Raw genomic sequence first — 26823 nt, 5'->3', positions numbered from 1 at the left:
CAGCGGGGTCACTCTTTTGAAAACAAGAACCCCGTTCCGCTATCATTTGTATGCAGCTCATAAGTAATCGCAAGCAGCCTGCATGTATCCTCAATAATCTTTAACCCAAGTCCCTCACTGCTCTCATTCCGATCAAATCCAATACCGTCATCACGAATAAAAACATTGTCATGTTCAATCGTGACTTCCATCTTTTCAGCTTTTGAATGCTTTAACGTATTTTGAAAAATATTATCAAACAGCCTTTGCATCCATAACGCGTTGCTCATCCATATCACATCTTGATCTGCCGCCTTATAGTGCAGCTCAATCCCACTCATACTGTATAAATAATCCCACTTTTTCACCGCTGTTTCTAATAGCTCGTTTAGACGCACTTCTTCATTTACAATATAAGAGCTTTCCAGCGTCTCAGCGGAATATAGATTGAATTCATTGGTTAATTCCGAGATATATTCGATTTGCTGATACAATGATTCGAATACAGCCTGACCATGACATTGGTCTTCCAAATAAAATAACTGCAGCCTGAGAGCCGTTAAAGGTGTATTAATGTCATGCCGCAGTTTTTGCAAAAGCTCCTTTTTGATTTCCTCTTGCTGTCTCAGCTCCAGTTCACGATATGTCGTCCGTTCAATTAACAAATTGACCGACTTGATCAGTTCCCCGATTTCATCAGCACGCTTCACTTCAATTTTATCGGGCACCCTTTGATCACTCGCCAAATGCCGAATGGTTTGATTTAATAGATTGATTTTATGCAACAGAGAATGAATCGACTTTGAAAATAAAAAAGCTAACAATAAGAGTGATATCAAAAATACAACGATCATTGCCGGGTACGCAAACGACCTGTGAAAGGGCATACCATGATTCATCGGTTTAAACATGCTGTCATAAATCACCGACATCAAAACACTTACCGCCAGCAATAGCATTGGAACACTAATGACGGCCGTAAACAATAACAACTGATATTTTGTCTTAAGCTTCATTTCTTCACAACGGTATTCAGCCGATACCCTTCTCCATATATATTTTCAATCATCTCACCCGCTTGATCATTGATTTTAGCTCTAATTTTTTTAATATGCACATTGACAATATTCGGGTTTCTATCTTCGAGTTGCCATAGATATTCAAAGAAATGTTCCTTTGTCAGGATACTGTCTCTATTTTCATATAAATAAAAGAAAATTTTCCGCTCAATCGCAGTAAATAATACCTCATCATGCAGGCTTTCATTGAACACTTTTTTCGTTACCGCATCAATATACAAATGTTTGATTTGCGTAAAGGTCCCATAATGATGCTCAAGCATATTCCGCATTCTTAATAGCAGCTCTCTCGGATCAAAGGGCTTTACCATATAATCCTCGCCGATCTGTAAACCTTGAAGCTTGCTGTCCATATCATTACGGGCCGAAAGAAAAATTACCGGAATGCCCAGCCCCAGCTCTTTGATTTTTGCAGACATTTGATACCCGTCTTCACCCGGCAGCATCACATCCATAATGACCAAATCCACCTTCTGAATCACCGAAAGCACATCCGCTCCATCTGTTTTCCATATCACACGATATCCCTCACGCTGCAAAATCTTTTGCAGCAATTCACCAATCATCACATCGTCTTCCACGATTAAAATATGATATCCCTTCATCCTAGCGAACCTTTCTCATAAACTCCATGGACAGTTTATATATTTGATCAGGCTGATATAAATAAATACTGTGTGTTCCCCTCAGTTCCTTTATATCGGCAGTATTGAATTGAGCCGCAAACGCTTCATAGTCTTTTCGGTTTTGTATAGCATACTTTGAATGTCTATTTTGGTCAGAGACCGCATCTAAAATCAAGACGGGAGTTTCCTTTGGTGCCGGCAGATTCACAGATTTGCTGCCGTTTTGGTAAGACTGTAAAAGCTCATGCTCCATATCTGCATTAAAAAATTGCTTAAAGTTAATGGCTTTATAGATTTCTTTTTCTTCATCAGTTAAAAACGACTGCCGAATCACCTCAGGATTATATACAGCGGAAGGCATAAACCGATGAAAACCAATCGAGGTTAACAGGTGGAACCCTCTCACTTTCAATCTGTCAACTCCGCTCAATTTATACGTGACGTACTGCTGGGGCAATCCAATATCCATCGCAATAATGGCCTTGATTTCCTTAGGATATTTCTGTGCCCAATACATCGCTTCAATCCCGGATATCGAATGAGGCATTAAAATATAAGGAGGCTTATTTCCGCTTTTCATAAGCGCTTTCCTCGTCTGTTCCAATACCGTATCAATATCTCTGTCATCGTGAGACACTTCACTGTATCCATAACCTGCCCGATCTACAACAGCAATCTTATTTTCTTTTGAAAACTTGCTGTACAGCCCCTTCATTTCATAAGCAGGCGCAGCAATCCCCGAACCGGACATAAACACAAACGTATCCTTCCCGCTTCCCTCTTGATACACATTCATCTTTTTACCGTCAACATCGACTACTGTGCCTTTACCTTTCAGCAGTGCCGCCTCCTTATTTAGCTGGAAATGGTGATAAATAAATACCGAGACGGATACAAGCAAAACCAAAGCAGCCAAGCTGACAAAAACAATTTTTAGGACTTTCCATAATGTTTTCATATGATGCTCCTTTCACGTGATACTGAAAGGATACAATATGAAAATAAATTTCTGATTAACTTTGGAACAGTTTTATTTTCACATTTAACTTTGCCCTTACGGAAAGGTGTACATTTGGAGCATAGCAGAACATTTGATGAATTTACCTACTAATAAAAAAATATTTCATTAAAAAACCTTCCTGCTTATAGGAAGGACCGTTTCATCATAATATTCAACCGTTTGTCGCACATACAAGACGGAAAATTTCACAAGCCTGCAATCTTTTTTAACATCTTATCCCAACCAACATCTCCCATCGTTTTAGTAATGATCTGACCGTATTGACTTAATAGACAAAAGCTGGGGATGCCTTGTACGTGACAAGTTGTGACGATCTCATAGTTTTGGTCTAATACAATCTGAATAGCTAGTCCCCTATCAAGAGCATACGTCAAGACAACCTCCATAGATTTCTCTTCTTCTATATAGGGGACATGTACTCCGATTACTTTCACATTCATATCCTTTATATCTTGAAGGACTTTGTCTGTTAATTGGTGACAGTTTGGACAGCTCATTGACCAAAAATAAAGAAGAAGATATGTGTCACTTGGAAATGTAAAATCATTCTGTGATTGATTCAACCATGGTAAATGACTTGGCCATTCAGTCAACATTTGTTCATCTTTCATCCTTTCAGTCCTCCTTATCTTTCAGCTGAAAAGCAATCAGCTTTCCTAACGCCTCTTCAGCCGCAAACGGAGCAACTATTCCTGAAGGATGTTCATGCTCGTATTTTAGACATTTATACATCTTAGGTTCAATGCAAGACGGATCAATCCATGCAATACACCAAGATGCCCAAAAGCACGATTGCCCTTCACTTTCTTGAGCGATTTTGATGACAAAGGGCAGACTGGGCTTCCCGATTCTCATTAATGAAATCGCCGCTGCCATTCTTGTATCTTCGGCATGACTTTTTAATAAACATGATAGCTCCTCCGCTGCTTCACTCGCGTCTTCCCCAAACTCACCTAAAACAGCTGCAGCAATATTACACAAAGAGCCTTCCTCTTTTAAGGCCTCAACCAAAACTGGTATTGCATCTTTTCCCGATTTCTTTAGCTCACCTATCGCTTGAACAATTGTGATCTCATTTGTATTCGCTAAATTCTGAACAGATAACGACAATTTATCACCATTTGAATTCATAAAAGAGCCCCTCTCCTCGTTTTAAAACAATAACTCTACATAACCACTATCTGAAACGATAAAACAGGCACCAACTTAGGCTCCCTATGCAGACGACCACCACTAATGTATACCAGTCAGCAGTCAATAAATGAATGACATACAAACAAATGCCGCTCAGGCCTAATGCCATAAAAAATGACTTGTAGTATTGAGGCAATGAAAGCTTAATATCGTTTCGGTTTGTATGGGTAAAAGCAAAAAGCCTTATTGTCATGAACCATATATATATCCCTAAGCCATATATATACCAATAAACTAAATTCCCAACTGCCATAAAAGTAATAGAAACACAGTAAAGAATATACAACCAGACTGTATTCGTCAGCTCTAGAATAATGATTTTTTTCCAAAGGGCACCGGGGAATAAATGAAGGGTGCCTGATTGAGAATGTCTGACAATTCCTGAATAATAGGAACTTAACATGACTGCCGAGACGATAAGAAAGAAAAGAAGATAAAACCATTCTGGATACATGAAAATGACGACATAAAAGACGCCACTGAGCATGACCGTATGAATGCTATGAAAAAATAAATATTTTTTAAAAAGCAACAGTTCCAACCACAGAAAAGACCAAATGCCATTTAGACCTTGCAAGCCCCACCAAGTCGTTTTTGGTTTCTGTATAATTTGACCTGAACCAAATTGACGTTCTTGAAATTCCTCCCAGAATTCAGCTTCTTTCACCAACGATTCCTTCATTTCTACCTGACGGCTCGTAAAAGCAATTGTCATAAAAGAGACTGTGATAATCCCAATAAATACAACCACATACAACGGTGACAATGTATCAAACACTAATCCAACGCCACTAATAAAACGGGCAATGCTCTCCCATATCCCAGATGAATGTTGGAGAAAGAAGAAGCGATAAAGACATATGGAGTAAATGCCTAACATTAGAAGAAAGACTAAAACGTATACCCTTTTCATTTTCTTCACTGTTCTGGCACAAGAGACCGACATCAACCACACTTCAGCGATAAAAAAGAGCCCTACAAAAATTATGGATCGGCCTAATAAATTGATATGATCACCAGACAGAAGCACAATTAATACATCACCGAATATGGCTGAGATGATCCAAAGCAACGCCTTCCAAGTGACGCTGAAAAATAAAACACTATACACAACTTTTGAAAAAGATGTGGCAGTGCCATAAAGCCATATAATATCTGCCATTTGACTTGGTAATCGATTTGAAAAAAGTCCAAATGCCGTATAAAGGATAAAAACACCTGTAAGTACCCAACCAGCAATACTCATATCCCATGTCGTAGATCTAGAAACAAAACTTACTTGAAATCCGATGGCCCCAACAAAAAGGAGCATGATCAAAAAAGGCATTTTTTTTTCCTGACCTTGACTTACAAAACGCCTTTTTGACTGAAGCCATAAAAAAGAAATGATATTATTCATCTGACCATTCCCCTAGAAGACGAATCACTTCTTTTCTCCATTCCGCTTGTTCTTCGAATTGAGGAACATACAAATCCTGCATGAGTTTGCCGTCTCTAATTAATATCACCCTGTCTGCTGTCTCTATAACAAACTCTAGACTATGAGTTGATACAAATGCTGAACACCCTTGATCGGTTTTAGTTTTTAACCAGTTAGAGAGCCACTGTTTTGATGGGATATCAAGGCCCACAGTCGGTTCGTCTAATATATACAGCAAAGCGTCTTGAACAATCGCCCCCGCCAGGACAACCCGCTGCTTTTGGCCTCTTGACAGCTGACCACACAATTGGTTTGCTTTCTCCTCCAAGTGCACTTCCTTCAATGCATGATAAACCCTTTCTTTTACATCTTTTTTACCTGGATGATATCCTCTTGCCCTAAACTGAATATGTTCAGCAGCAGTTAAAGCGGGATACAAATATGGCTGATCAGGAATAAGCGCGACTTTTTTTTGAACATTTATATCTCCTGGAGGAGAACCCTCAATGAGGATATCTCCTTTATCCGGCTTATAGAGACCTGTCAAACATCGAATTGTCGTTGTTTTTCCAGCTCCATTTGGCCCCAATAGCGCCACGATTTCTCCTCGTTGAATTGAGAAAGACAAATGTTCAACCCCATCACCATTTCGATAGCATTTGCTTAAATTTTGTACTTGCATCAATTGCATCAAATCTTCTCCTAATCATTAGAGTGAAGTATGCTTTGGCTGATCATGATGCATATGTTTCTGAAGCTTGAACTGCCACAGCGGCATACAGACGAGTACTAAATTATGAATGAAATGAGCTACTAATACACAAATAAAACCAAATTTGATGAAGAGAACTCCCAGAAAGCAACCGAATATAAATAGATGCAGCCAACGTATCCACCTTGGGTCATATCCAGTTACTTGGTGCATCACCGCCCATAAAAAGGAAGATACAATAATGGAGATGAGGATATTTCCACTCATCCACCAAATGACTGGAATCATTAATAGCCGATAGATGACCTCTTCTCCAATTGAACTTTGTATGCTCATATTCAATCCTTGCCTAAAGGTAAAACCTGATAGAAAGACAGTTCGGTTAGAAAGCTCAGGTGAAATTCGTAAATATTGCTTTTTCTCCAATAAGTTAAACAGCAGAGAAGTCACTCCTAAACTAATGAGCCCTGCTCCTATTCCATAGAAAATCTGAACTATTGGTTGTTCAAACGTTTTCCATCCAAAATCACCAGCAAGCGCATTTCCTGCCAATGAACATATAAATACTACAAATCCTGTTAATAATCCTGTAAGAAGTGTAGACAAAATACCTAATAAACTGACCGTTTTGACACTCATTCTTGCATCATAAGCATTTACAATTGTTAATTGAATATCTTCTTTCAGCGTCAATGACTGGCATATTATAATCAACAAACCCAGAACAAGACTGAAGATTATGCTTGTTTGCACATCCATAAATACAAGGATGAGAATCGCAAGGATCATCGCTAAAGCTGAACCCAGCATACCAGATACTCCGAATGTCGATTCCACTTGTTCATCTCGAATGACTTTACTCATTTGATCTGTTAGTATTTCTTGTTCAGTACCAATATAAGAAATTCGGCCGCCCTGTAATTCAACAGTCACTTTGAGCCGAATATCTCCCGCTTCCGCTATGTACCAATAAGTACTGACCTCGCGAAAATCCTCCTCTTTTTTACCAGTACCAGTCATATTTGCTCTAGACCAAAGTCCATCAGGTGAAGCCATTAACCTCTGCTTGAGTGTCTCTGGAGAAACTTGTTCAAACTTCCCCGAAAGGGTTTTTTTCGGAACATCCGCATAAAAAAAAGTGATTTCTCGATTGGCATTGACACCAACTACAAATGATTGATTCTGGTGAACGAAACGGACTCTCCATGATTCGACCAACCCAACATCATATAAAACCTTTCTATTTTTCTTAAGTATGCCTAAGTGATGAAGTTTATTTACTGTATCGTGGTCATACCAATATACTGAATAAAAATCCCAGTTCTCTACATCTATCCCAACAAACTCTTTTATAAATTGAATGCTTATTTCTTTTGCCTCATCTTTGCTTAAGAGTAGTGAAGCAATTGTTGGGGGTTTGAATTTAATAAATAACAGTAATCCAACAACTGCTAAAATACTCCAGAACACCAATGATAGACTATTCATTCCTGAATCCCTGCCTTGACTTCTTTTTGAAAAGGTAAGTCCGGTTCAGATAGCTCAATTTTCCCTATACATTTGCAATTTTTTGCTTCACATTTTAACTGAAGCAAACGAGCAGGTGAACCAATGTCAGCCATGCTATCTTCTAAAATATGCCCTAGCGGCAAATCTTCTAATTGGCAAGGAGTTACGTATCCATCTGCTCTTATATACCAAGCAAGATATCCTGGTGTACAAAAATCTGTTGTGAACGAACTCTCTTCGTGCTCCCAATCAATTATGTTCAGGCGATCTCCCCATTTATGACGTGCTTCCCTAAGCTGTATTTGAACCATTTCTTCAAAATCAATATCCAAAGCCTTAAAGCCTTCTGTCGCACGTCCAACAGATAACGTTTTTCCTGCACGAAAGATAAAAGCACCCGCATTGGCACATTGCTCCACCACATCTGATACTTCATCAGCATTGGACTCATTAATGGTCATAGCGACAATCACTGGAATGTTTGCTTCTGATAATTTTTTAATGGTATTCATACTTTCTTTAAAGCCGCCTTTTCTGCCTCTTAATTGGTCATGTGTATTATCCATACCATCAATACTAATCTGTACAGAAACATTGCCTAAGTGACTAAGTAATTCAACTTCTTCATCTCGCCAGTTCAATCCATTACTAAATACATTCACATTGGTAAACAACGAACTTGCAACAACGACTAATTCTTTAAACCCTTTGATCAGCTTTGCTTCACCCCCGGTCAGCGTAATATCAGCAACTCCATGGGCTGCTAGCTTTTGCATAACCAATATCCATTGTTCACTAGATAATTCCTCAGGATATGGTTTACCTGAGCTGGCATAGCAAAACGAACAGCTTAAATTACAAGCATTTGTCAACTGTAAGGTACAACTAATAGGTAAATATGAATCTAGCGAACCCGAAACGTGTAAAGGCTGATCTAACAGCCCTTCCGTCCAAGCCTCCGTAAATGGATGGGCACTAAGCTCTTCTTTTAATTGGTCAGCACTCATCTCTTCTTTTTTCATAATCTCCCAAATACGTGCCGTTTTATGAAGATTTTTGTTTTTTGATAACAGAAACGCCAACTGTGCTCCACGTCCACTGAGTCTGAAATAAAACATACTTTTTCTATCAATCATTACAGCACCATGAGGCTGTAAATGAACCGCTAACTCTGGCAAATCAAAATCTTTAACACGATCATATGACATATAAAATCCCCCTTAAGAGAAAATAAGGAGTATAAGCAAATACGCTCAACTCCCTATTCTCAAATGTTAAATAGCTCTCATAGCAGGATGCGGAAGTGCACAAACACGTGTCATAGCAATACTCTTCGAGGCCCAACAGCCCATGCAGCCAGCAGCTTTCACAATCGAAGTACCTCCCGGCTTCATAAGTCCTTTTTTACTCACAGATTCCCATTCTTTTTGGTTTCTTTTCATAAGTAAACCTCCTCTCAATTTTTGCATAGAGTCTATTGACATAGCTCCCATGCGATACGATAATACCAGATTGCAATTGTCGAAGTAAGGGGGATTTTGTATATTATCCTAAAAATTACATTAATTAGTATAAATAGAATATTTTAACCCTTTAAAAATAGAAAAGCTGACAAGCTATCCTCTCGAGAAAAACAGGAGCTCACCCCTAATTTTTCACTTATGTTTTGAATATTTTCTTGTTCTATAAACAAAACGTCAAAAAGACGATCCATTCTGTTATAAAAATTCTGATGCCTAATAGATTGACAAACAATCTCTTCGAGGAAAATAAATCAAGAGATTATTTTCAAATAAACTTTAGTGATTAAGAAAGCAATGACTTTAGTTAAATGAATGAAGTCTCCTGTAATTTAAATCAAATATCTATACTAAAAACCCCTTCGGCTAAAATATCCAAAGGGGTTAAACATCTTACTCCACAGTAACACTCTTCACAAGGTTACGCTGCTTATCGACATCACAACCGAGATGCAGGGCATCATTAGTAAGCAATCAGCTGCAACCGACAACAGAAACCAACGGAAACAGAGCAAGCGCTGTGTTTACTTCCGGCAATACGAATATGTCATCCGCATTGTCTAGGCCTTTCAGCGAGATGATGCAAGTGTTTACTCCCCAAGTGGCAACTTCCTTGACGTTTACGCGAATGTTCAGGTTTACGTTCTCTTGTGTTTCCAGTGTTCGATCAAGGCAATCGTACCGTACTTCAGCGGAAAAGCCTTAAGAAATCCCTTTCAGCTTCAGTGCGCCTTCGACACATACAGAACGATGTCGGCCCTTGGAAGGCTCATGCATGGACTGACTTTGAATGCTTATAAAAAACACCCGCTTGTATAACGAGCGGATGTTAGATTTTTCGAAATTATTGATTGATATCTTTTAGCGCTTGTTTCGGTTGCGAATTGAAAATCATCAATGATGTAATAATTGCAATCATAACCCCTAACGCACCAACCCAGGTAATCGAGGTCAATGATACGTTTTCCACAAAAACTCCTCCTATACCTGCGCCGACCGCCATGGCGAATTGCATCATTGACTGATTCATGCTAAGCAAAACACCTGACATTTCCGGTTCTATTGTAGCCAGGTGAAATTGCTGTGTCGGACCGGTGGACCATGCGGCAAACGACCATAATATGAGAATCACCAACACTCCGATATAGGAATGAGTAACAAGTGACAGCAGAATCAGTGTGACGATATGCAACGTCATCCCGCCAACGAGTGTAAAGGGCACTCCCCATTTATCGGTGCTATATCCCCCAAACTTCGATCCAACCAAACTGGCAATTCCAAATATAAGCAAAACACCGCTGAGCAGCTTGCCATTTATACCTGAGATGTTCAAGAGATACGGTGACAAATAAGTGTAAGCAACAGAATATCCCCCGAGCCAGAAGAAAGTGATTGATAATCCCATAGCCACTTTCCGTTTTTTGAAAAGAGCAAGCTGTTGAAGCAAAGGCACAGGCTTATCCCCTTCAGTATGCGGAAGAGTAAAGAAAATAACGACCATTGCGATCAATCCCAACAAAGCAATGGCTCCAAATACAGACTTCCAGCCTAATGCTACTGCTATCATTCTTCCAAGCGGAACACCAATGATTAAAGAAGCGGTAAATCCCATCACGACCGTAGCGATGGCACTGCCCTGCTTCCCTTCCGATGCAATCTTAGCGGCAATCGTTAATGCGGTGACAACAACCACACCTGCTCCCATCGCCATAATGATCCGCGCTGCAATAAACCATCCATAACCAGGCAGTACAAAAGCCAGGACATTACCGAACACAAACAAACCTAGGGCATACATCATCAATTTGCGTCTATCCATACTTGCTGTCAACGCCATAAGTACGGGTGTAGAAAGAGCATATACAAGTGAGAAAATGGTAATAAGCTGGCCCGCGGCAGCTAAAGTGATCCCGAGAGTATGAGCAATTTGATCCAAAATTCCGGAAATGATGTACTCTGAGGTTCCAACTAAAAAGCTGACAATGGCTAAAATATAAATTTTCCAAGTGTTAGACATAAAACATTCACTCCTTAATTATTAATAAACATATCACGAATTATCGATATGTTATTATAAAAAATAAACACATCGTAATATGTCGATATGTATGATATAAAAATAAACATCTTTTGATGTTTATTTTTATATCTCTGTTTTAAGAAAGTCAGCAAGTTTCCCAATGGCTTCTTCATCTCTTTTGTAATACGTGTACTTTCCGATTCGCTCCGCCTTAATTAGGCCGGCTCTTAAAAGGATGGTAAGATATTGAGAAGCTGTCGATTGCGTCATTTTCAATTTGTCTGTTATTTGACTGACACATACCCCGATTGTGTTCATATCAATCCCTTCATGGGGTGCAAAATGACGATCGGGCTCCTTCAGCCATTGTAAAATTTGCAGCCTTGATTCATTTGATAAGGCTTTGAATACTTCAATTGGTTCCATATCGATTATTATATCGTTATATTTCGATATGTCAATCCGTTTTTTGGATATATTTAATTAAAGGTTTATCTCTGACTAATTCCGTGAAATGAAACTGAAGACAGCATATCAATTTTGTTCACCGCTTAAATTTATCATCAAGCTTTACGAAATTGGTCTCATAATCATTTCACAAAACACTTGGGTGAACCTGGCAGGTGACAAGGATGTTTTCAATTAAAATGAATTTAATATTGTTCAAGTGACTAATCACCAGCATCAAATTCATGTATTTAAAATAGATGTAAAAAAACATCCGCTCATAACAACAGCGGATGTTAGATCTTTCGACAGGAATAACAAGTCAGTGTACTATGAATTGACATCTCTTTATGTCCGCTTAGGATATGAATAAAAGTTATCAATGATGCCATAATTGTAAAACAAAAGAATCGGCATTTCTTTATGTTCAATTCACAACAAATTCCATACCGTCAAAACATTTATTTTCTTTAGATTATAAGATCTTTTCCAAATTTTTCTCTAGATCATTACATAATTTAAATACCATCACTCGTTCACCTGTCCGGGAGCTTAAATCAGTATGAAAACTTTTCACTTTTTCTCCGGTTATTTTTAAGATAATATCCTTAAGGCCTTCTATACCTGATTCGACTAACTCCGAACGAGTTTGTTTGATAGATAACATACCCTCTTTTGATCCACAAACTACATATTCGGCTGGTGTTAAAATCCCTTTTAAATTGACGATGATCATGTCCCGCAGTATATCAGTCTTAACAGATACAGACCCCCGTCCAAGATAATCCTTCTCCCATTGAGTGATGGACTTACTGATCTCTGATTCAATAGAACCCTTAGACTTTTTCATATCTAATACATCTCCTGAGCAAAAAAATTGGCAAATTCTATTTGTGATTTCGTCTCATTAATATTCTCTTACAACATATCCTTCATATACACCTTCAATATCCAAATCAGTTTTACCGTTTCTTGTGACCACTATCATTTTGGATAACATATTTTCTTCCATCATAGAGTGGACATGCAAAAATCGAACATTTCCTGAATGGGTTTCCTCAACTTCTTCATAAGACTTTAGATGATAAAAATCAATTGCTTTTCTAATTAGTTTTTTCATACATTCCATATTTTCACGATCAAACGAGTTCATGTCCTCTATTGTTTTCGTGACAAAATCAGTTAAATTAGCGCTCATACAATCTCCTTAGAACTGCTTTCTCCATATATAGGTGCGTTTAGAAGTTGAACCTGTATTTCATCGTGACAAGCAATGATCAGGTATGGCTTGACCTGTTTTAGCATCAGGACCCTCCATAATTGAGGGTTTTCCATCCTTATGATTAACGAGTAAACCTCGAACTTTAACATGTGACGGCACTAGTGGATGATGTCGAATCATATCAACACTTTTTTCAATGGTGTCACTGCTATTTTCATTTAGCCATTCATCGACCGTACCACCTAAAAATTCAGGCTTGCAATTTTGAAACAGATAATCCAATGTTTGTATTTTATCTTTCATTGTTTCAAGTTGAGTTAGTCCATTACCTGCGGAAGTCTTCTTATCTTTTGTTCCTACTACAAAAATCTCCTCAACATCTTCCTGGTAAATCGCAAAAATAACAGACCTCATGATTTCTCCATAAGGATGTGAAATACTGGCACCATAGCTTTGTATAGTCAACATATCCTCTGCAGAAGTGTTAGTCGCTTCTTGTAAAATAGGCTCCAAACCGTTTTCAATATCCGTCAAAAATAATACTTTTTTATTTTGGTTTACATTCATACAGCACACCTCTTCCTTATGTTTATCATTTTTGTATTGAGTAACAAATCCATTTGATAAATGCTTAGATTCATCATTACCAGCTTTCCCAACATCCTTCTGGATCAATACTAGCCAGTCGGACCCATCCATTTTGAACTTTTTGCAGAAATGCTGAATCATTATTTAATAACCGTTCTACATATTCTCTAGGTGCTTGGATGAGTATCAATAAACGAAGAGGAGAATGATAGGCCTCGTGATCTGATTCCATGACGGATTGCCAAGGCAGTCCGGCTAACAAATCGCTTGCATTCCCCTGCATAACGCCGAGACCTGCAGTAACGGTTTGAGTTGCTTTATTTCCGCTGCCATAATAATGAGGTGCTACCGTTGATGCGTAATATTGTAAATTAATCCATTGGGCTACAGTTCCAGGTCCTGCAATAATATTTGCTAGGAGTTCACCGCTTTCATCCTGCTTCCAATCATAATTATGGAGAAAGGCTCTGCCTTCCAAATCACAATCCTGAGTTAGTTCACGTTTACCGATAATAAAAGCGGCATTACGAGCCAGTCCCCATTCCGGACGTATCTCACTCCAATCTTCCGCAAATCGGTTTGCCTCAGCCTTCGGATTTTTTAGCTTCGATTGGAAATTCGGTAATTGGGCTAGACGTTCTGCGTTTACATGATGTCTCACTTTCGGCATAACGGCTTCAATTTGTTCAAATGCTTCTTGTGCAGCTTCGGAAAGCTCTGGTACATAAAGCCAATGTAATTCATCTACTGTTGTATTATGTTCAGCTGCTGCAAAAACCGTATCCTCAGGAATTTTAATTCCTTCAGCTAAAAGAGCTTCTCGTACCTCTGATAGATTACATAAAGCAGCTAAAACTCTTGCATTGAATCCACCGGCCGCTCCACCGCAGGCACCACAATCAAGGGCTGCAGAATAAGGATTATTAGTGCTTTGACTGCCATGCCCGCAAATTACGACCAATGGTGCGATGTTCTCTGTTAACCCCATCATTTTTAATGCTTGGCGAGCATAGTTCACTTTTTCTTCATCAGTAAAACCCACAGGTATTTCTGCCTCTGTAGCATCATGATGAAGCGAGAGTTTTGTATCAGGTTTGCGTAACCAAGCCTCACGGAGATTACGAATGAAACGACCCGCCTTTCTTGGCACAAAGCTACGGGCTGCCATTTGCAGAGTAAGCCAAGGTCCGCTTAGCTCAGGCAGTAGTAAGCTCGAAAGCGCATTCTGCTTCATCGTTTTAAAGGTATGGCTTAAAGAATGAATTGCTTGCTTCCGTTGATTGTATTTTTTGAATACATCCTCATCTGCGAACTCTTTTATTTTATATTGCGGTTTTTGTATGATCGGCAAGGAAGCATGACTGTGTTTACTGCCAAGTTCACAAGTTGCAATTGGCACCCCGAAGAAACCAGCAATACCAATCGTTTCAAACGGACCTTCTTTTTCTAGTTGACGACGAAAAGGTTCTGATCGTACATCGATGCAGAATGCTAATTGAGCTAATGCAGATTTTTCACCGCCGGTTTCACGTTGTTTCGAGATGATCTTCTGGCTTAATCGATCAGTGTACGTTTGTTCCCAAGCTTCTAACCAAAGTTTCTTGCGAAGTTTCTCATCAAAGCTGTAGGCAAATGATAAATATTCGTTTTGTTCAATGGCCGTCATCTGTGACCATTCTTCTAATGTATGCCCACCCCAATGAATCCAAGCTGCTATAAGGGGAGCAATTGAAATTGTTTTCTTAGATCGTTCATTCAAAGGTAAGTATGGCTTTATAAGAGCCCACTCCATGGATATTCGAACCGCTAAGTATTCTGTTAGGAGTGCATGTTCGTGGCTCGATTGCTGGGAGCGCCAAAGCATCATCCCTGCCCATCCAGGTAATGAAAGTAAATGACCTTCAAGATAAGTCTGGATTTCTGACTCTGGGATTTCTAGTGCGAATAAGGCTTCCTGTAAAGCCAAATGTGCCTCTTTCGGCCAATCCTTTACCCTTTCTCGCTGCTTTTTGCTAAGTGCTGGATCATATTGAATGAGATGCTGCCAAGCACGATAGAAACCTTCCTCACGATTAGGCATTGTCCAGCCTGCTTGAGAGTCATCAAGATATAATTTACTCCACTTAATGACATGATGATCTAGTATATTGACTAGCCTTTCACCATCTTGATTCTCTATATACGAACTTAGTGGCTGCATAAACACATTCTCGATATGATCCAATCCACTACATTCACTTACTAATTTCTCCAGCTCATGTGATGATAAAAGGTCGGAAGGCAGGGGATCTAACTTTAATGCAGCATGACAAAATCGCTCTGCCACGTCCCGTGGGATGTGATAGGAATGTGAATCAAGCCAACGCTGCAGCCCCATTTCCACAAAATCTTCATCAATCTCACCTTTATTCTTTGCTGAACGGATCATAGACGCACTAGGGTATATATCAACATCACGAGTGTTTTTCAACCAACTTGCAACCTGATCAAAAGGTTGGTTTTCAAGTCCCATCCACGGATTACGTGCAGCAAATGTAGAAATAGGCCAAAGTGGCGCAATCACTCGGCTGGCAGATGTAATGAAAACGTTAAGATCCCTTTCTTGAACATCAATATCTGTATCTATCTTGTTTACATTATCTTTCGTTAATACGGATGTAATGCCCATCTCAGATTAGCTCCTTATGAAATATATTGTTTAAGGTAGTCTGGGTGACTCTCTACTGACTTTGGTTTTGCTTCACCTAATCGAACTAACCAAAGATAGAGTACCGCGAAAAAAACGGAAGAACGATGACGAGCAACCCACGTACCTAAAGCACTGCCAAATAGTAAGAGACATACGACAATCATGACAGCTGACATTGGAGGTTGAACACTTTGAAAAATGGTTGTATGCAGCCACTTATAGAAAAGGTGATGAATGATAAAATATACGAGGGCTGCTCCTCCTAAAACAGTTAAGCCGGCAATTCGGCCAATTCGGCCCTCTCCAAAAGCGACAAGCTGAGTCCAAGAAACGGACAATGACCACCCTAAGATCAGCGCACTGATTAAGTGATACCCGTCTCCAGGAGCAGTGAGCCAAAAAGCAACACCTATAACTAAGGATAAAATCCGACCAGCCATGACCCATAAATAGGATGTTCTTTCATTAGTGCGAGCCGATACTTCATGACGCCCTACTGCTGAACCAGCTTGTAGAAACAACGTAGCTTTGAATAAACCATGTAAAATAAGATGAATAATGGCTGCTATATAGGCGCCTAATGCACACTGAATGAGCATAAACCCCATTTGTCCAATCGTGGAGCCTACTAACTGGCGTTTATAATCAACCTGGACTAAACTAATTCCAGTTCCAATCAATACAGAAATGCCAGCAAGCAGAAGTAAGATAATCGAAGCGATACCACCATGAAATAGAGGTGAAAATCGAGTTAGTATTATTCCTCCAGCATTTACTAAACCTGCATGCATAATTGCAGAAACTGGGGTTGGAGCAACAATAGACTCAACCAACCATCTTTGGAACGGCCATTGACCTGCAGGAATGATCACCGCCAGTACAATCAATAGCTGAATCCCTGTTCTCTCCCATTCTCCCAGCCCAGCTATACTTTCATTTGTTACAACCAATGATAACTGCCATTGACCTGTGGCATGAAAAAGCCACATCATCGCAAAAAACAAAGAAAACCAACTTAACAAAAATAACCGGCCAGAAATTTTGGCTGCTTCACTAGCCACTTGCCAAGCACTGTTTAACCTAATAAGTAAGGTTAATCCAACAAGAGTCGCTCCCCAAAATAGAACCATCAAGCGGAGATCACCACTTAACCATGTCATAGAAGCAGCACCTGTTGTGAAAGTAAAAAGCGCAAAATATTTTCGATAAGATCGATCCCCCATTAAGTAACGTACAGAAAAACGCTGAATGATGAATCCAATTGCAAGAACAAAGAAAGTCATTAAACAAGCTAAGGAATCTAAGTGCCAAGGGCCAACATTTCCACTCACACCACTATTGGCAAGAATCAGTAAGGAAACCAAAAGTGGTAAAGCCAAGATCCCAATATGAATGCGAACAAAACTCAAGGGTACTCGCGGATGTAAAAACAATAGTCCACTAATCCCAGAAGCCATAAGCATAATAAAAAATAATGTTAATAATGATGACAAACTCAGCGAAACTAACATTCTAAATTCTCCCTTTTTTAAAACTCATTATTGGTCAAAAGACCTTTCAATCAGATCATATTTGTCTATTATTTATTTCAATTTTTATTTATCTCTATTTTTTTCCAACAAAAAAGCCGACAACTTCAAAATTTCAATGATTATGTTAGATCATTGAATCCTGAAAATTGTCGGCTTCACTTCAACTAACTTCAGCGAAGTTTTTTGAAGTGCTACCTTATTATTGGTCTTTACTTTATGCTATGTTTTCATTTCCTTTAATATAGTCCTGATTATCAAATAAATCGACTCATGTTCTCTTCCTTTTTTATTAGGATACTTTTTCATCCTATCAATATTTAAAATTAAATATGAAAAGAATGCTAAAGGCCTACATATTTTAAAAGGAAAAATAAACATCTGCATCGATTATTAAGTTACGTATAAGATATGCTAAATTTTAAAAGTTGTCAAGTTTATCAGTAAACTGGTCTTTACTTTCCTCTAAAAGAATCCAACCCATTATAGATGATTCACTTTCAATGAGGAACATCCATTTCAGATGAAGCTCGCTTTTCCAGATCGAGGAGCAGTGTCTTCATTTCAAATCCGCCCCGATAGCCAGTTAATGAGCCATTCTTTCCTATTACACGATGGCACGGTACAGTAATTAATACCGGATTAGCCCCAATAGCCGCACCTACAGCACGAACAGCTGCTGGTTTATTTATATCATTTGCAATGTCGGAATAGGATTTCGTCTGTCCATAAGGAATTTCACAAAGTGCATTCCAGACGGCTAGCTGAAATTGCGTACCGGCGTACTCAACTGGAACAGTAAAGTTTTTCCGCTTTCCTTCTAGATATTGAGTGATTTCAACGGCATAGGGTTCAAGCTTATCATCATCTTCAACAAGAAGACTTCCCGGAAAGCGTTTCCTAGCCCATTCGAACAATTCCTCGATTGGTTTGTTCTGTGAACCTACAAACACAAGCCCCTTTAAAGTTGAAGCAATATAAAAATTCCAATTCTTGAACATTAGTAAAGACCAATAAAGGGTTGGTTTATTTGTTTCCATTGTACGTTTCCTCCATTTTACTCATTTGACGAAATTGTGCTGGTGTCTGTCCAGTTTTCTTTTTAAATAAAGTAATAAAATAAGGCGCGTTAGCTATACCCACACATATAGCGATATCTCCAATCGATTTATTTGTCTGAATCAAATACTTTTTAGCCGCGTGTACTCTAACTTGTTGTATATACTCAACCAGCGTAATGCCTTTAATCTTTTTAAATGTTCGATGCATATGATACGGACTCCCATGACAAATATCTGCTAACGATTCTAGCGTTAATTTTTCTGTGAAATTTTTATCAATGTATTCAGTAATTAAATCAACCCACTCGCTATCAGGCATTTTTTCATTAGTGGGCTTGCAACGTTTACAAGGGCGAAAATTTGCGCGGAGAGCTTGTTCTGCGTTTGGAAAAATGCATACATTTTCTTTTTTCGGAACGCGAGATTTACAGGATGGTTTACAGAATATCCCTGTCGATTTTACAGCGTAGAAAAATTGATTATTGTACGCTGCATCATTATTTATAATGGCTTGCCACTTTTCATCTGTTATCATTTCTGCATCATTCGAAATTCTATGCTCATGGCTCTCTTTATGTCCGTTATTGATACTATCCGGCATTTATCTCACCTCTCCTTACAATGCTCATCTAATTCAGTTTGAATTGAATCCCAATTTAAATTTTCGACACGCGTTTTTTATATCTTGGGCCATTTTTATCTACTCCCGTTTAGCATTCTTGATAACTACACTATAACCTCATAAATAGAAAAAAATAAGGTGGTTAGAATGTAATAGCAAGATAACAAAATGAGTAAAGATGATTATGTGATAAACTAATTTCAACCAGCGTGAGTTTTCTTATAATTATTTAAGATAAGGAGAATGAAAAAGTGACATGGCATGAAGTCAATGATGTTATCGTCATTACATTACCTGAAACATTCGACATGAATGCGAACCTAGGCTACCTAACCAGGGAAAAAAATGAATGCATGTATGAAATAGAAAACAATATCATTACAAAAGTTATAGCCATTGGGGAAATTCGGTCCTTAGTGCAGGTAAGCGTAATCAATAATAAACAAATGATTGTTCAATTCCTAAACGATTCTAGACCTGTTGAGCAGTGGAAACGGGAAGAGATTGTAAAATATATTCATGAATGGTTTGATCTTGATAACGATTTAACTCCATTTTATGAAATGGCAAAAGCAGATCCATTACTTAAAATGCCTGCCCGAAAATTTTATGGGTTGCGAGTGATCGGCATTCCCGATTTATTTGAAGCTTTATGTTGGGGAGTTTTAGGGCAACAAATTAACTTAGCCTTCGCGTACTCCTTAAAGAAGCAATTTGTAGAAGCATTTGGCGATTCTATTGAATGGAATGGTAAAAAGTATTGGGTGTTCCCACCGTACGAACGAATTGCACGGTTAACCCCTACCGACCTGGCAGATATTAAAATGACGGTAAAAAAAAGTGAATATATCATTGGAATAGCCAGATTAATGGCAAGTGGAGAATTATCGAGGGAAAAATTAATGAAAATGAACTTTAAAGATGCTGAAAAAAACTTAATTAAAATACGAGGAATCGGTCCTTGGACAGCCAATTATGTTCTAATGCGCTGCCTTAGGTTCCCGACAGCTTTTCCAATCGATGATGTGTGTCTAATTCGTTCGATAAAAATATTACGTAATATGAATCGAAAGCCTACGAAAGATGAAATCTTAGAAATATCGTTTTCATGGAAAAAATGGGAGTCATACGCTACCTTTTATTTATGGCGTGTCCTTTACTGAATCATTTCAACTTAAACCGGAATGTACTCAATAAAAAAAGGATGAACTTTAAAACCTAATCTCACAAGTACATTGTAAGTGCGACTTCTAGAATTCTTTTGCCTTTATTAATTGACAATAAAAAAACACGTTATCATTCCAATAGGCTCTTCGATTTTCGGATTTCTAGCATGCTAAATTCCAACTGCTATCAAAAGCGTATCTTAATGAGGAACTGCTCTCTTATATCTGTATTAACATCAGAAAACTCAGTTAGGCAAAAGCAGTTTCTCTCCAAGTCTTAATGACTTTTAACCTCGTTAACCGACCTAATGTGGAAACATCTTAAATCTATAGCCATGGCCGATAGATAGTCGAGTCCTGTAGCATCACCTTCTTTAATCCATTTTTCCACTGTAGACGTTCTTTCTCTTTTGGACATAAAAACACCCCTTTAGACAATCTTATCCAAAGGGGTTAAACATTTATTACTCCACAGTAACACTCTTCGCAAGGTTACGCGGTTTATCAACATCACAGCCGCGATGCAGTGCAGCATAGTAAGCGATCAGCTGCAATGGAACAACAGATACCAACGGAGCAAGTGCTGGGTTTACTTCCGGCAGTACGAATCTGTCATCCGCATCGTCTAGGCCTTTCAGTGAGATGATGCATGTGTTTGCTCCGCGAGCGGCAACTTCTTTGACGTTTCCGCGGATGCTTAGGTTTACGTGCTCTTGAGTTGCCAGTGCGAATACTGGTGTTCCTTGTTCGATCAAGGCAATCGTTCCGTGCTTTAGCTCACCGCCGGCAAAACCTTCTGCCTGGATGTAAGAAATCTCTTTCAGCTTCAGTGCGCCTTCGACACATACGAAGTAGTCAAGGCCGCGTCCGATGAAGAAAGCGTTTCTGGATACAGTCAGGTATTCACGGGCGATCATTTCCATTTCGTCTTTCTGGTCGCATAGAGCTTCCATTGCGTTTGCAGCGATACCGAGTTCTTTGACGAGGTCAAATCCGATATCGATGCCGTTTTTGTCAGCAGCCACAGAAGCAAGAACCGCAAGAACTGCAATTTGTGCAGTGTATGCTTTCGTTGACGCAACAGCGATCTCAGGGCCTGCATGAAGCAGCAATGTATAGTCAGCTTCACGAGAAAGCGTTGATCCAGGTACGTTTGTGATTGTCAGGGCTTTGTGTCCGAGTGCTTTGACTTGAACGAGAACCGCGCGGCTGTCTGCTGTTTCTCCGCTTTGAGAAAGGAAAATGAAGAGCGGTTTCTTAGACAGAAGCGGCATGTTGTAGGAGAATTCACTCGCTACATGCACTTCAACCGGCACGTTTGCCCACATTTCAATATATTGTTTACCGACAAGTCCTGCATGGTAGCTTGTTCCGCAGCCAATGATATAGATGCGGTCCGCTTCCGCTACAGCGGCAGCGATATCACCAGGCACAGACAGCTTGCCGTTTTCATCTTGATACGTTTGGATGATTTTGCGCATAACAACAGGCTGCTCATCCGTTTCTTTCAACATGTAGTGAGGGTACGTGCCTTTTTCGATATCACTGGCATCAAGCTCAGCAATATAAGACGCACGTGTAATCACGTCACCATCAAGGTTTTTGATGACAACTTGGTCATCAGTGACGATAACCATTTCTTTATCCATCAGCTCAACATATTCGTTGGTTACTTGAAGCATCGCCATTGCATCAGATGCTACGACGTTGAATGTATCTCCAAGACCTACTAATAGAGGGCTTTTGTTTTTCGCTACAAAAATCGTTTCTCTGTTGTCGTTATCGAATAAAGCAATTGCATAAGAGCCTTTTAACAGTGTAAGTGTTTTACGGAACGCTTCTTCTGTCTCAAGTCCTCCATTGACGAATTGCTCGATTACTTGAACGACTACTTCTGTATCGGTGTCACTTTTGAGCTCTACATCTTGCAAATACTCTTGCTTCAGCTGAACATAGTTCTCGATCACGCCGTTATGAACAAGTGTAAAGCGGCCCAGTGCGCTTTGATGCGGGTGAGCGTTCAGATAGCTTGGTTCGCCGTGTGTAGCCCAGCGAGTATGCCCAATTCCGGCTTTCGCCTCTACATTGGCATCCACAACTTCACGAAGATCTGCAATGCGTCCTTTTTCTTTGAACACATGGATTCCCTGTTCGTTGGCAACAGCAATACCAGCAGAGTCATAACCGCGATACTCAAGCTTCTCTAACCCTTTTAATAAAATTTCCTTCGCATCAAGCTGACCGATATAACCTACGATTCCACACATATTTTTCTTCCTCCTAAGATTGTAAAAGGAGACGAAGAAAGTCAAATTTCAAGGGGACTTTCAATCGTCCCCTCCTACATGTTTTTTGGAAGATCATGTGATTTCTCTTTGTTCAAGGAGTCACCCCCTTGGTTTGAAGAAATCCTTACGGCTGTGATCTGCACACTCAGCCGGGAGGCATCCGCCGAAAATTCGATAACCTCCATCCTCGTCAACTAAGCCTTTTTCCGGGCGCTTAGTTCGGGCGCTATAATTATAGGTAAAGCAATAATCCCGTCTTCTTTTCCTATTGAGAAAATAAGAACAAGACAAGCTTGATTTTACAACATGTGGCATAAACGGTCAATTGTTTTTTAAACAACTTTGCCGTATGTCTCACAATTATCTTATGTAATCCTCGCTTGTCTTGTTCACTCTCTGATAATAGACTTCGTTACTCTAATCCCATTTCTGACCGGACGACTTCAACAATGCGATTGACATACTCATCGCACAGCTCTTTCGTCTTCGCTTCAGCCATGACACGGACGAGCGGTTCAGTTCCTGAAGGGCGCACCAAAATCCGGCCGTCGCCGTTCATTTCTTTTTCAACTTCAGAAATAACTGCTTTTACTTTTTCATTTTCTTCAACTTTATATTTATCAGTCACTCTCACATTGACTAACAGCTGCGGGAACTTCTGCATTTCAGCTGCAAGCTCTGACAGCGGCTTGCCTGTTGCTTTCAAAGTGTTCATCAGCATAATAGCAGACAATAAACCGTCCCCTGTCGTGTTGTAATCAAGGAAAATAAGATGTCCTGACTGCTCTCCGCCGACGTTGTAGCCGTCTTTTTTCATTGCTTCTACTACGTAGCGGTCGCCGACAGCTGTCTGCACGCTTTTGATGCCTTCTTTTTCGAGCGCCTTATAGAAGCCGAGGTTGCTCATCACGGTTGAAACCACTGTATCATCCTTTAAACGGCCCTCTGATTTCAGATGTTTTGAGCATATGTACATGATTTGGTCGCCGTCTACAATATTTCCTTTTTCATCGACAGCAATCAGGCGGTCGCCGTCACCGTCGAACGCAAGACCGAGATCCGCGTTTTTCTCTTTGACAAACGCGCTGAGCGCTTCGGGATGAGTCGAACCGACGCCGTCATTAATGTTTAATCCGTTCGGGGAAGTCCCCATTGTAGAAACATCTGCATCTAAATCAGCAAACAGGTGTGTCGCCAAGGATGACGTTGCGCCATTGGCACAGTCCAATGCCACATGAATGCCTGTGAAATCTTCATCAGCTGTCTGTTTTAAGAATTGCAGATATTTTTGTCCGCCTTCAAAATAATCGTTTACAAGTCCAAGGTCTGCTCCGACAGGTCTTGGCAGCTTATCCTCAGGTTCGTCCATCAGGCGCTCAATTTCAGCCTCTTGTTCATCAGAAAGCTTAAATCCATCTCCCCCAAAGAATTTGATGCCGTTATCCTGCACTGGGTTATGAGAAGCGGAAATCATGACGCCCGCCTCTGCATCCATCGCTTTTGTCAAATAAGATACACCTGGTGTAGAAATGACGCCCAGACGCATGACTTCTGCGCCAATGGATAAAAGTCCGGCGACAAGGGCTCCCTCCAGCATATGGCCGGAGATGCGTGTATCGCGGCCTATCAGCACTTTTGGACGTTGTTTGTCTTTTGTCAGCACATAACCGCCGAAACGTCCGACTTTAAAGGCCAGCTCAGGTGTAAGCTCACTATTGGCGACACCTCTTACACCGTCTGTTCCAAAATACTTGCCCATTTTATAATCGCTCCTTTTTTATTCCGATGAGGATTGTGAATTCGCAGTGGATTCATCCTCATCCTGATCTTGGTTTTGATCTTTATTTTCGTCTTGGTTTTGATCGTTGTTGTTTTTATCAGTGTTCTTTGTATCTTCTTGCTGATTGTTCTTTTGATCATTTGTTTGTTTATCTGTGTCATCCTGGTTCCCTGATGTATTGCTGCTGTTATCATTCGTTGATGTATTGCTTTTCTTAGACGTCAGCTTGATTTTGGCGTTTTTCCGCCCCAAGGACCAAGTTACATTCTGTGGCCCGTTCACTTCAAGCTTCACGCTATGCTCCCCGTCCTCTAAATCTGAAACATTCACATACAATTCAATATCTGATTTTTTCAGCTTTTTTATATTCGCGGGAGAGCCTTTAGCCGTTACATCTATCGCTTGTGATTCAGGATCAAGAAATTCAATGTTTTGTGAGCTGCTCAGCCCTACAGTCTTGATAGGGACATTCTCGAACTTCTGATCCGCTTCACTGTCGACTTCTATATGCAAAGTCACCTTTGACGGTGAGATTTTTTTGACACCGTCAGGAAGCGGAATATCTGCCTCGATATCGGAATCCTTGTTAATTTTACTTAAATCTAAGCTGACGCCGTCAATAAATTCAAGAGAATCCAACACATCCTGTGAGCCGTAAACCGTTACCTCACTGGGGCTGGATTCAATATTCGCTATGCTGACACCGTCAGGAAGGCTTCCTGTCCGTTCAATTTTAAAGGGCACTTTTTTACTCGGGCTTGTCACCGGAACGGTAATCTTGATGACCGAGGGCTCCACGTCGACAGGAAGCGCGTTTCCGTCTTTATCATAGACAGTCACTTTCGCTTCCTTTTCAATCGTTTCATCTGCGTTTTCCAAATTCACTGAAGCTTTTACAAGAGAAATATTATCGATGACATTTTTCGATCCGGTAATCTGCACATTTTTCGGACTGACAATCGGCTGCTCCGGAGAATAGCCTTTTTTCATCTTGCTTTTGTTGTAGTACTCCACTTCTACGGGAAAACTTTTGGTCGTCCGTTCCTGAATGGTCACTGTCGTAACAGACGGATTAATTGAGATTGTCAGCCCATCCGACACGTTTTTGGCCTTAAGCTCAACCTTATGTGTGCCGGTTTTCAAATGTTCCATATCAGCATATATTTCAAAGTTCTTGGTCTGCCGAGCCTTTTTCACGGCGCTTGTCGAGCCTTTTATCGTGACATTAACCGTTTGCGGAACACCCGTCACGACGTAATTTTCATCATCATAATACGCTTTAACCGGAATATCAGTCAGAGTTGCTTCATCAGTTGTTGATGTCGGAAAGAAAGATTCACCCGGTTTTTTCGGAGTCGGTGCTTGGTTGCTGTTAACCGCCACATAAAGCAAGAGCGCGAAAAGCAGAGCAATGATTTTCACAGCCCAGCGGTTGTTTAAGAATTTATCCATTTTTCTTGCCCCTCCAATACCAGCGGTTAGAAGAAGTGTCTCTGGTGTTTTTCTTAAACTCGGCTTCAAGCATTTCTTTCAGCGCTTCTTCTGTCAGCTCTCTGTGAAGGTCGCCGTTCTTTGCCACACTGACGCCGCCGGTCTCTTCAGACACAATAATCGTCAAACTGTCTGTTACTTCACTGATACCGACAGCTGCTCTGTGCCGCGTGCCCAGTTCCTTTGAAATAAACGGGCTCTCAGAAAGCGGCAGATAACAGGCGGCCGCGGCAATTTCATTATTTTTCATAATCACCGCACCGTCATGAAGCGGGGTGTTTGGAATAAAAATATTTATCAGCAGCTCAGAGCTGACTTTGGCATTTAGTGGTATGCCGGTCTCAATATAATCCCCCATTCCAGTATCCCGCTCAATGGTCAGCAGGGCGCCTATACGGCGTTTCGCCATATAATTGATCGCTTTTGTAATGGCCTCAATCGTTTTCTGCTGCGCTTCTTCAACAGGCGTGCCGCTCCTCGAAAAAAAGCGGCCGCGGCCTAGCTGTTCAAGCGCTCTTCTCAGCTCAGGCTGAAAAATAATAATAATTGCTAAAAATCCCCATGTTATCGCTTGGTCCATCAGCCATTGAAGTGTGCTGAGGCCCAAATATTGGCTGGCCATACGAACAAGCACGATGACTACAATTCCTTTTAACAGCTGAACCGCTTTCGTGCCGCGTATCACCATAATCAATTTATATATCACATACCAAACAAGGAGAATATCAACGGCATTGCCGAGGTACTGCAAAAAAGGGATATCCTCAAAAGCCATTTCCTCGTCCTCCAAGATTTCAGTCATTTCGTATTTTGTGTTTTACGTGTTACGCATATGTACTTTACATAGCGAGCCCATTATA

25 protein-coding genes and 1 pseudogene are annotated in these 26823 nt (G+C 40.1%); 1 reads left to right on the top strand and 25 read right to left on the bottom strand.

Translation table 11 applies throughout. The annotated features are described in order from the left end of the window. Positions 1-8 precede the first annotated feature (8 nt). From ybdK to adaA, 20 genes and pseudogenes are all read right to left on the bottom strand, one after another. Entirely contained in the window at positions 9-995 is a 987-nt protein-coding gene (gene ybdK, locus MKY10_RS01250) for a two-component system sensor histidine kinase YbdK (RefSeq protein WP_017694961.1), read from the bottom strand. Continuing rightward, positions 992-1663: a two-component system response regulator YbdJ gene (gene ybdJ, locus MKY10_RS01245; RefSeq protein ID WP_015252948.1), complete on the bottom strand. Its 672-nt coding sequence runs from the start codon at positions 1661-1663 to the stop codon at positions 992-994. The genes ybdK and ybdJ overlap by 4 nt, the downstream gene beginning before the upstream one ends. A 1-nt stretch (position 1664) precedes the next feature. Beyond that, a complete protein-coding gene (locus MKY10_RS01240) occupies positions 1665-2642 on the bottom strand; it encodes an alpha/beta hydrolase (RefSeq protein WP_015715154.1) in 978 nt (325 codons plus the stop codon). Between the two features lie 248 nt (positions 2643-2890). Then, the gene (gene skfH / locus MKY10_RS01235) at positions 2891-3316 is read right to left on the bottom strand and encodes a sporulation killing factor biosynthesis/export protein SkfH (protein ID WP_048654975.1); all 426 of its coding nucleotides are present in this window, start codon (positions 3314-3316) and stop codon (positions 2891-2893) included. Between the two features lie 4 nt (positions 3317-3320). Further along, the gene (gene skfG, locus MKY10_RS01230) at positions 3321-3836 is read right to left on the bottom strand and encodes a sporulation killing factor biosynthesis/export protein SkfG (protein ID WP_003234897.1); all 516 of its coding nucleotides are present in this window, start codon (positions 3834-3836) and stop codon (positions 3321-3323) included. Between the two features lie 46 nt (positions 3837-3882). Continuing rightward, the gene (gene skfF, locus MKY10_RS01225; RefSeq protein ID WP_003234898.1) at positions 3883-5298 is read right to left on the bottom strand and encodes a sporulation killing factor system integral membrane protein; all 1416 of its coding nucleotides are present in this window, start codon (positions 5296-5298) and stop codon (positions 3883-3885) included. Then, positions 5291-6010 (bottom strand): sporulation killing factor ABC transporter ATP-binding protein SkfE, encoded by a 720-nt coding sequence (gene skfE / locus MKY10_RS01220; protein WP_003234899.1) that lies wholly within the window; start codon positions 6008-6010, stop codon positions 5291-5293. The genes skfF and skfE overlap by 8 nt, the downstream gene beginning before the upstream one ends. Before the next feature lie 18 nt (positions 6011-6028). Beyond that, entirely contained in the window at positions 6029-7519 is a 1491-nt protein-coding gene (gene skfC, locus MKY10_RS01215) for a sporulation killing factor biosynthesis protein SkfC (protein ID WP_003246417.1), read from the bottom strand. Next, complete coding sequence (skfB, locus tag MKY10_RS01210; protein WP_003234902.1) at positions 7516-8748, bottom strand: sporulation killing factor system radical SAM maturase; 1233 nt, start codon at positions 8746-8748, stop codon at positions 7516-7518. The genes skfC and skfB overlap by 4 nt, the downstream gene beginning before the upstream one ends. Before the next feature lie 66 nt (positions 8749-8814). After that, on the bottom strand, positions 8815-8982 hold the full coding sequence (gene skfA / locus MKY10_RS01205) for a sporulation killing factor (protein ID WP_009966416.1): 168 nt from the start codon (positions 8980-8982) through the stop codon (positions 8815-8817). A gap of 471 nt (positions 8983-9453) precedes the next feature. Next, positions 9454-9804: pseudogene (locus MKY10_RS01200) on the bottom strand (glutamine--fructose-6-phosphate aminotransferase); the annotation flags it as partial. Between the two features lie 100 nt (positions 9805-9904). Next, positions 9905-11077, bottom strand: a complete 1173-nt coding sequence (locus tag MKY10_RS01195) for an MFS transporter (RefSeq protein WP_042977364.1) — start codon at positions 11075-11077, stop codon at positions 9905-9907. 126 nt (positions 11078-11203) lie between these two features. Continuing rightward, positions 11204-11506 carry a metalloregulator ArsR/SmtB family transcription factor gene (locus MKY10_RS01190; protein WP_003234907.1) on the bottom strand — a complete coding sequence of 101 codons (303 nt, stop codon included), beginning with the start codon at positions 11504-11506 and terminating at the stop codon, positions 11204-11206. Positions 11507-12002: 496 nt separating this feature from the next. After that, positions 12003-12377, bottom strand: a complete 375-nt coding sequence (locus MKY10_RS01185; RefSeq protein WP_003246482.1) for a DUF2294 domain-containing protein — start codon at positions 12375-12377, stop codon at positions 12003-12005. A gap of 57 nt (positions 12378-12434) precedes the next feature. Continuing rightward, positions 12435-12725 (bottom strand): DUF6407 family protein, encoded by a 291-nt coding sequence (locus MKY10_RS01180; protein ID WP_015252954.1) that lies wholly within the window; start codon positions 12723-12725, stop codon positions 12435-12437. A 60-nt stretch (positions 12726-12785) separates the two neighbouring features. Then, positions 12786-13316: a hypothetical protein gene (locus tag MKY10_RS01175; RefSeq protein ID WP_015252955.1), complete on the bottom strand. Its 531-nt coding sequence runs from the start codon at positions 13314-13316 to the stop codon at positions 12786-12788. 76 nt (positions 13317-13392) lie between these two features. Next, positions 13393-16005: a YbcC family protein gene (locus MKY10_RS01170; RefSeq protein WP_339226054.1), complete on the bottom strand. Its 2613-nt coding sequence runs from the start codon at positions 16003-16005 to the stop codon at positions 13393-13395. 14 nt (positions 16006-16019) lie between these two features. Further along, complete coding sequence (locus tag MKY10_RS01165) at positions 16020-17537, bottom strand: NADH dehydrogenase subunit 5 (protein WP_015252958.1); 1518 nt, start codon at positions 17535-17537, stop codon at positions 16020-16022. 518 nt (positions 17538-18055) lie between these two features. Next, positions 18056-18595, bottom strand: coding sequence for a methylated-DNA--[protein]-cysteine S-methyltransferase (gene adaB, locus MKY10_RS01160; protein ID WP_015252959.1), 540 nt, complete (start codon positions 18593-18595; stop codon positions 18056-18058). Further along, positions 18582-19217 (bottom strand): bifunctional transcriptional activator/DNA repair enzyme AdaA, encoded by a 636-nt coding sequence (gene adaA, locus MKY10_RS01155; protein ID WP_014478655.1) that lies wholly within the window; start codon positions 19215-19217, stop codon positions 18582-18584. The genes adaB and adaA overlap by 14 nt, the downstream gene beginning before the upstream one ends. 272 nt (positions 19218-19489) lie before the next feature. On the opposite strand from adaA, the gene alkA reads away from it, so the two are divergent. Beyond that, positions 19490-20401, top strand: coding sequence for a DNA-3-methyladenine glycosidase II (alkA, locus tag MKY10_RS01150; RefSeq protein WP_015252960.1), 912 nt, complete (start codon positions 19490-19492; stop codon positions 20399-20401). Between the two features lie 280 nt (positions 20402-20681). On the opposite strand, the gene MKY10_RS01145 is transcribed toward alkA, so the two are convergent. The 5 genes from MKY10_RS01145 to cdaA all read right to left on the bottom strand — a co-directional run bounded on the left by MKY10_RS01145 (position 20682) and on the right by cdaA (position 26738). Beyond that, the gene (locus MKY10_RS01145; protein ID WP_015252961.1) at positions 20682-20822 is read right to left on the bottom strand and encodes a hypothetical protein; all 141 of its coding nucleotides are present in this window, start codon (positions 20820-20822) and stop codon (positions 20682-20684) included. 46 nt (positions 20823-20868) lie between these two features. Further along, positions 20869-22671 carry a glutamine--fructose-6-phosphate transaminase (isomerizing) gene (glmS, locus tag MKY10_RS01140; protein ID WP_015252962.1) on the bottom strand — a complete coding sequence of 601 codons (1803 nt, stop codon included), beginning with the start codon at positions 22669-22671 and terminating at the stop codon, positions 20869-20871. Between the two features lie 433 nt (positions 22672-23104). Continuing rightward, on the bottom strand, positions 23105-24451 hold the full coding sequence (gene glmM / locus MKY10_RS01135) for a phosphoglucosamine mutase (RefSeq protein WP_003234946.1): 1347 nt from the start codon (positions 24449-24451) through the stop codon (positions 23105-23107). Between the two features lie 18 nt (positions 24452-24469). After that, positions 24470-25924: a CdaA regulatory protein CdaR gene (gene cdaR / locus MKY10_RS01130; RefSeq protein ID WP_015252963.1), complete on the bottom strand. Its 1455-nt coding sequence runs from the start codon at positions 25922-25924 to the stop codon at positions 24470-24472. After that, positions 25917-26738 carry a diadenylate cyclase CdaA gene (gene cdaA, locus MKY10_RS01125; protein ID WP_003223651.1) on the bottom strand — a complete coding sequence of 274 codons (822 nt, stop codon included), beginning with the start codon at positions 26736-26738 and terminating at the stop codon, positions 25917-25919. Before cdaA ends, cdaR begins: the two co-directional genes overlap by 8 nt. Positions 26739-26823 lie beyond the last annotated feature (85 nt).

It is taken from the genome of Bacillus sp. FSL P4-0290 (assembly GCF_037975435.1).
GTDB lineage: Bacteria > Bacillota > Bacilli > Bacillales > Bacillaceae > Bacillus > Bacillus subtilis.
The sequence above is the reverse complement of the archived record's forward strand: the minus strand, read 5'-3'. Positions and strand labels throughout refer to the sequence as shown.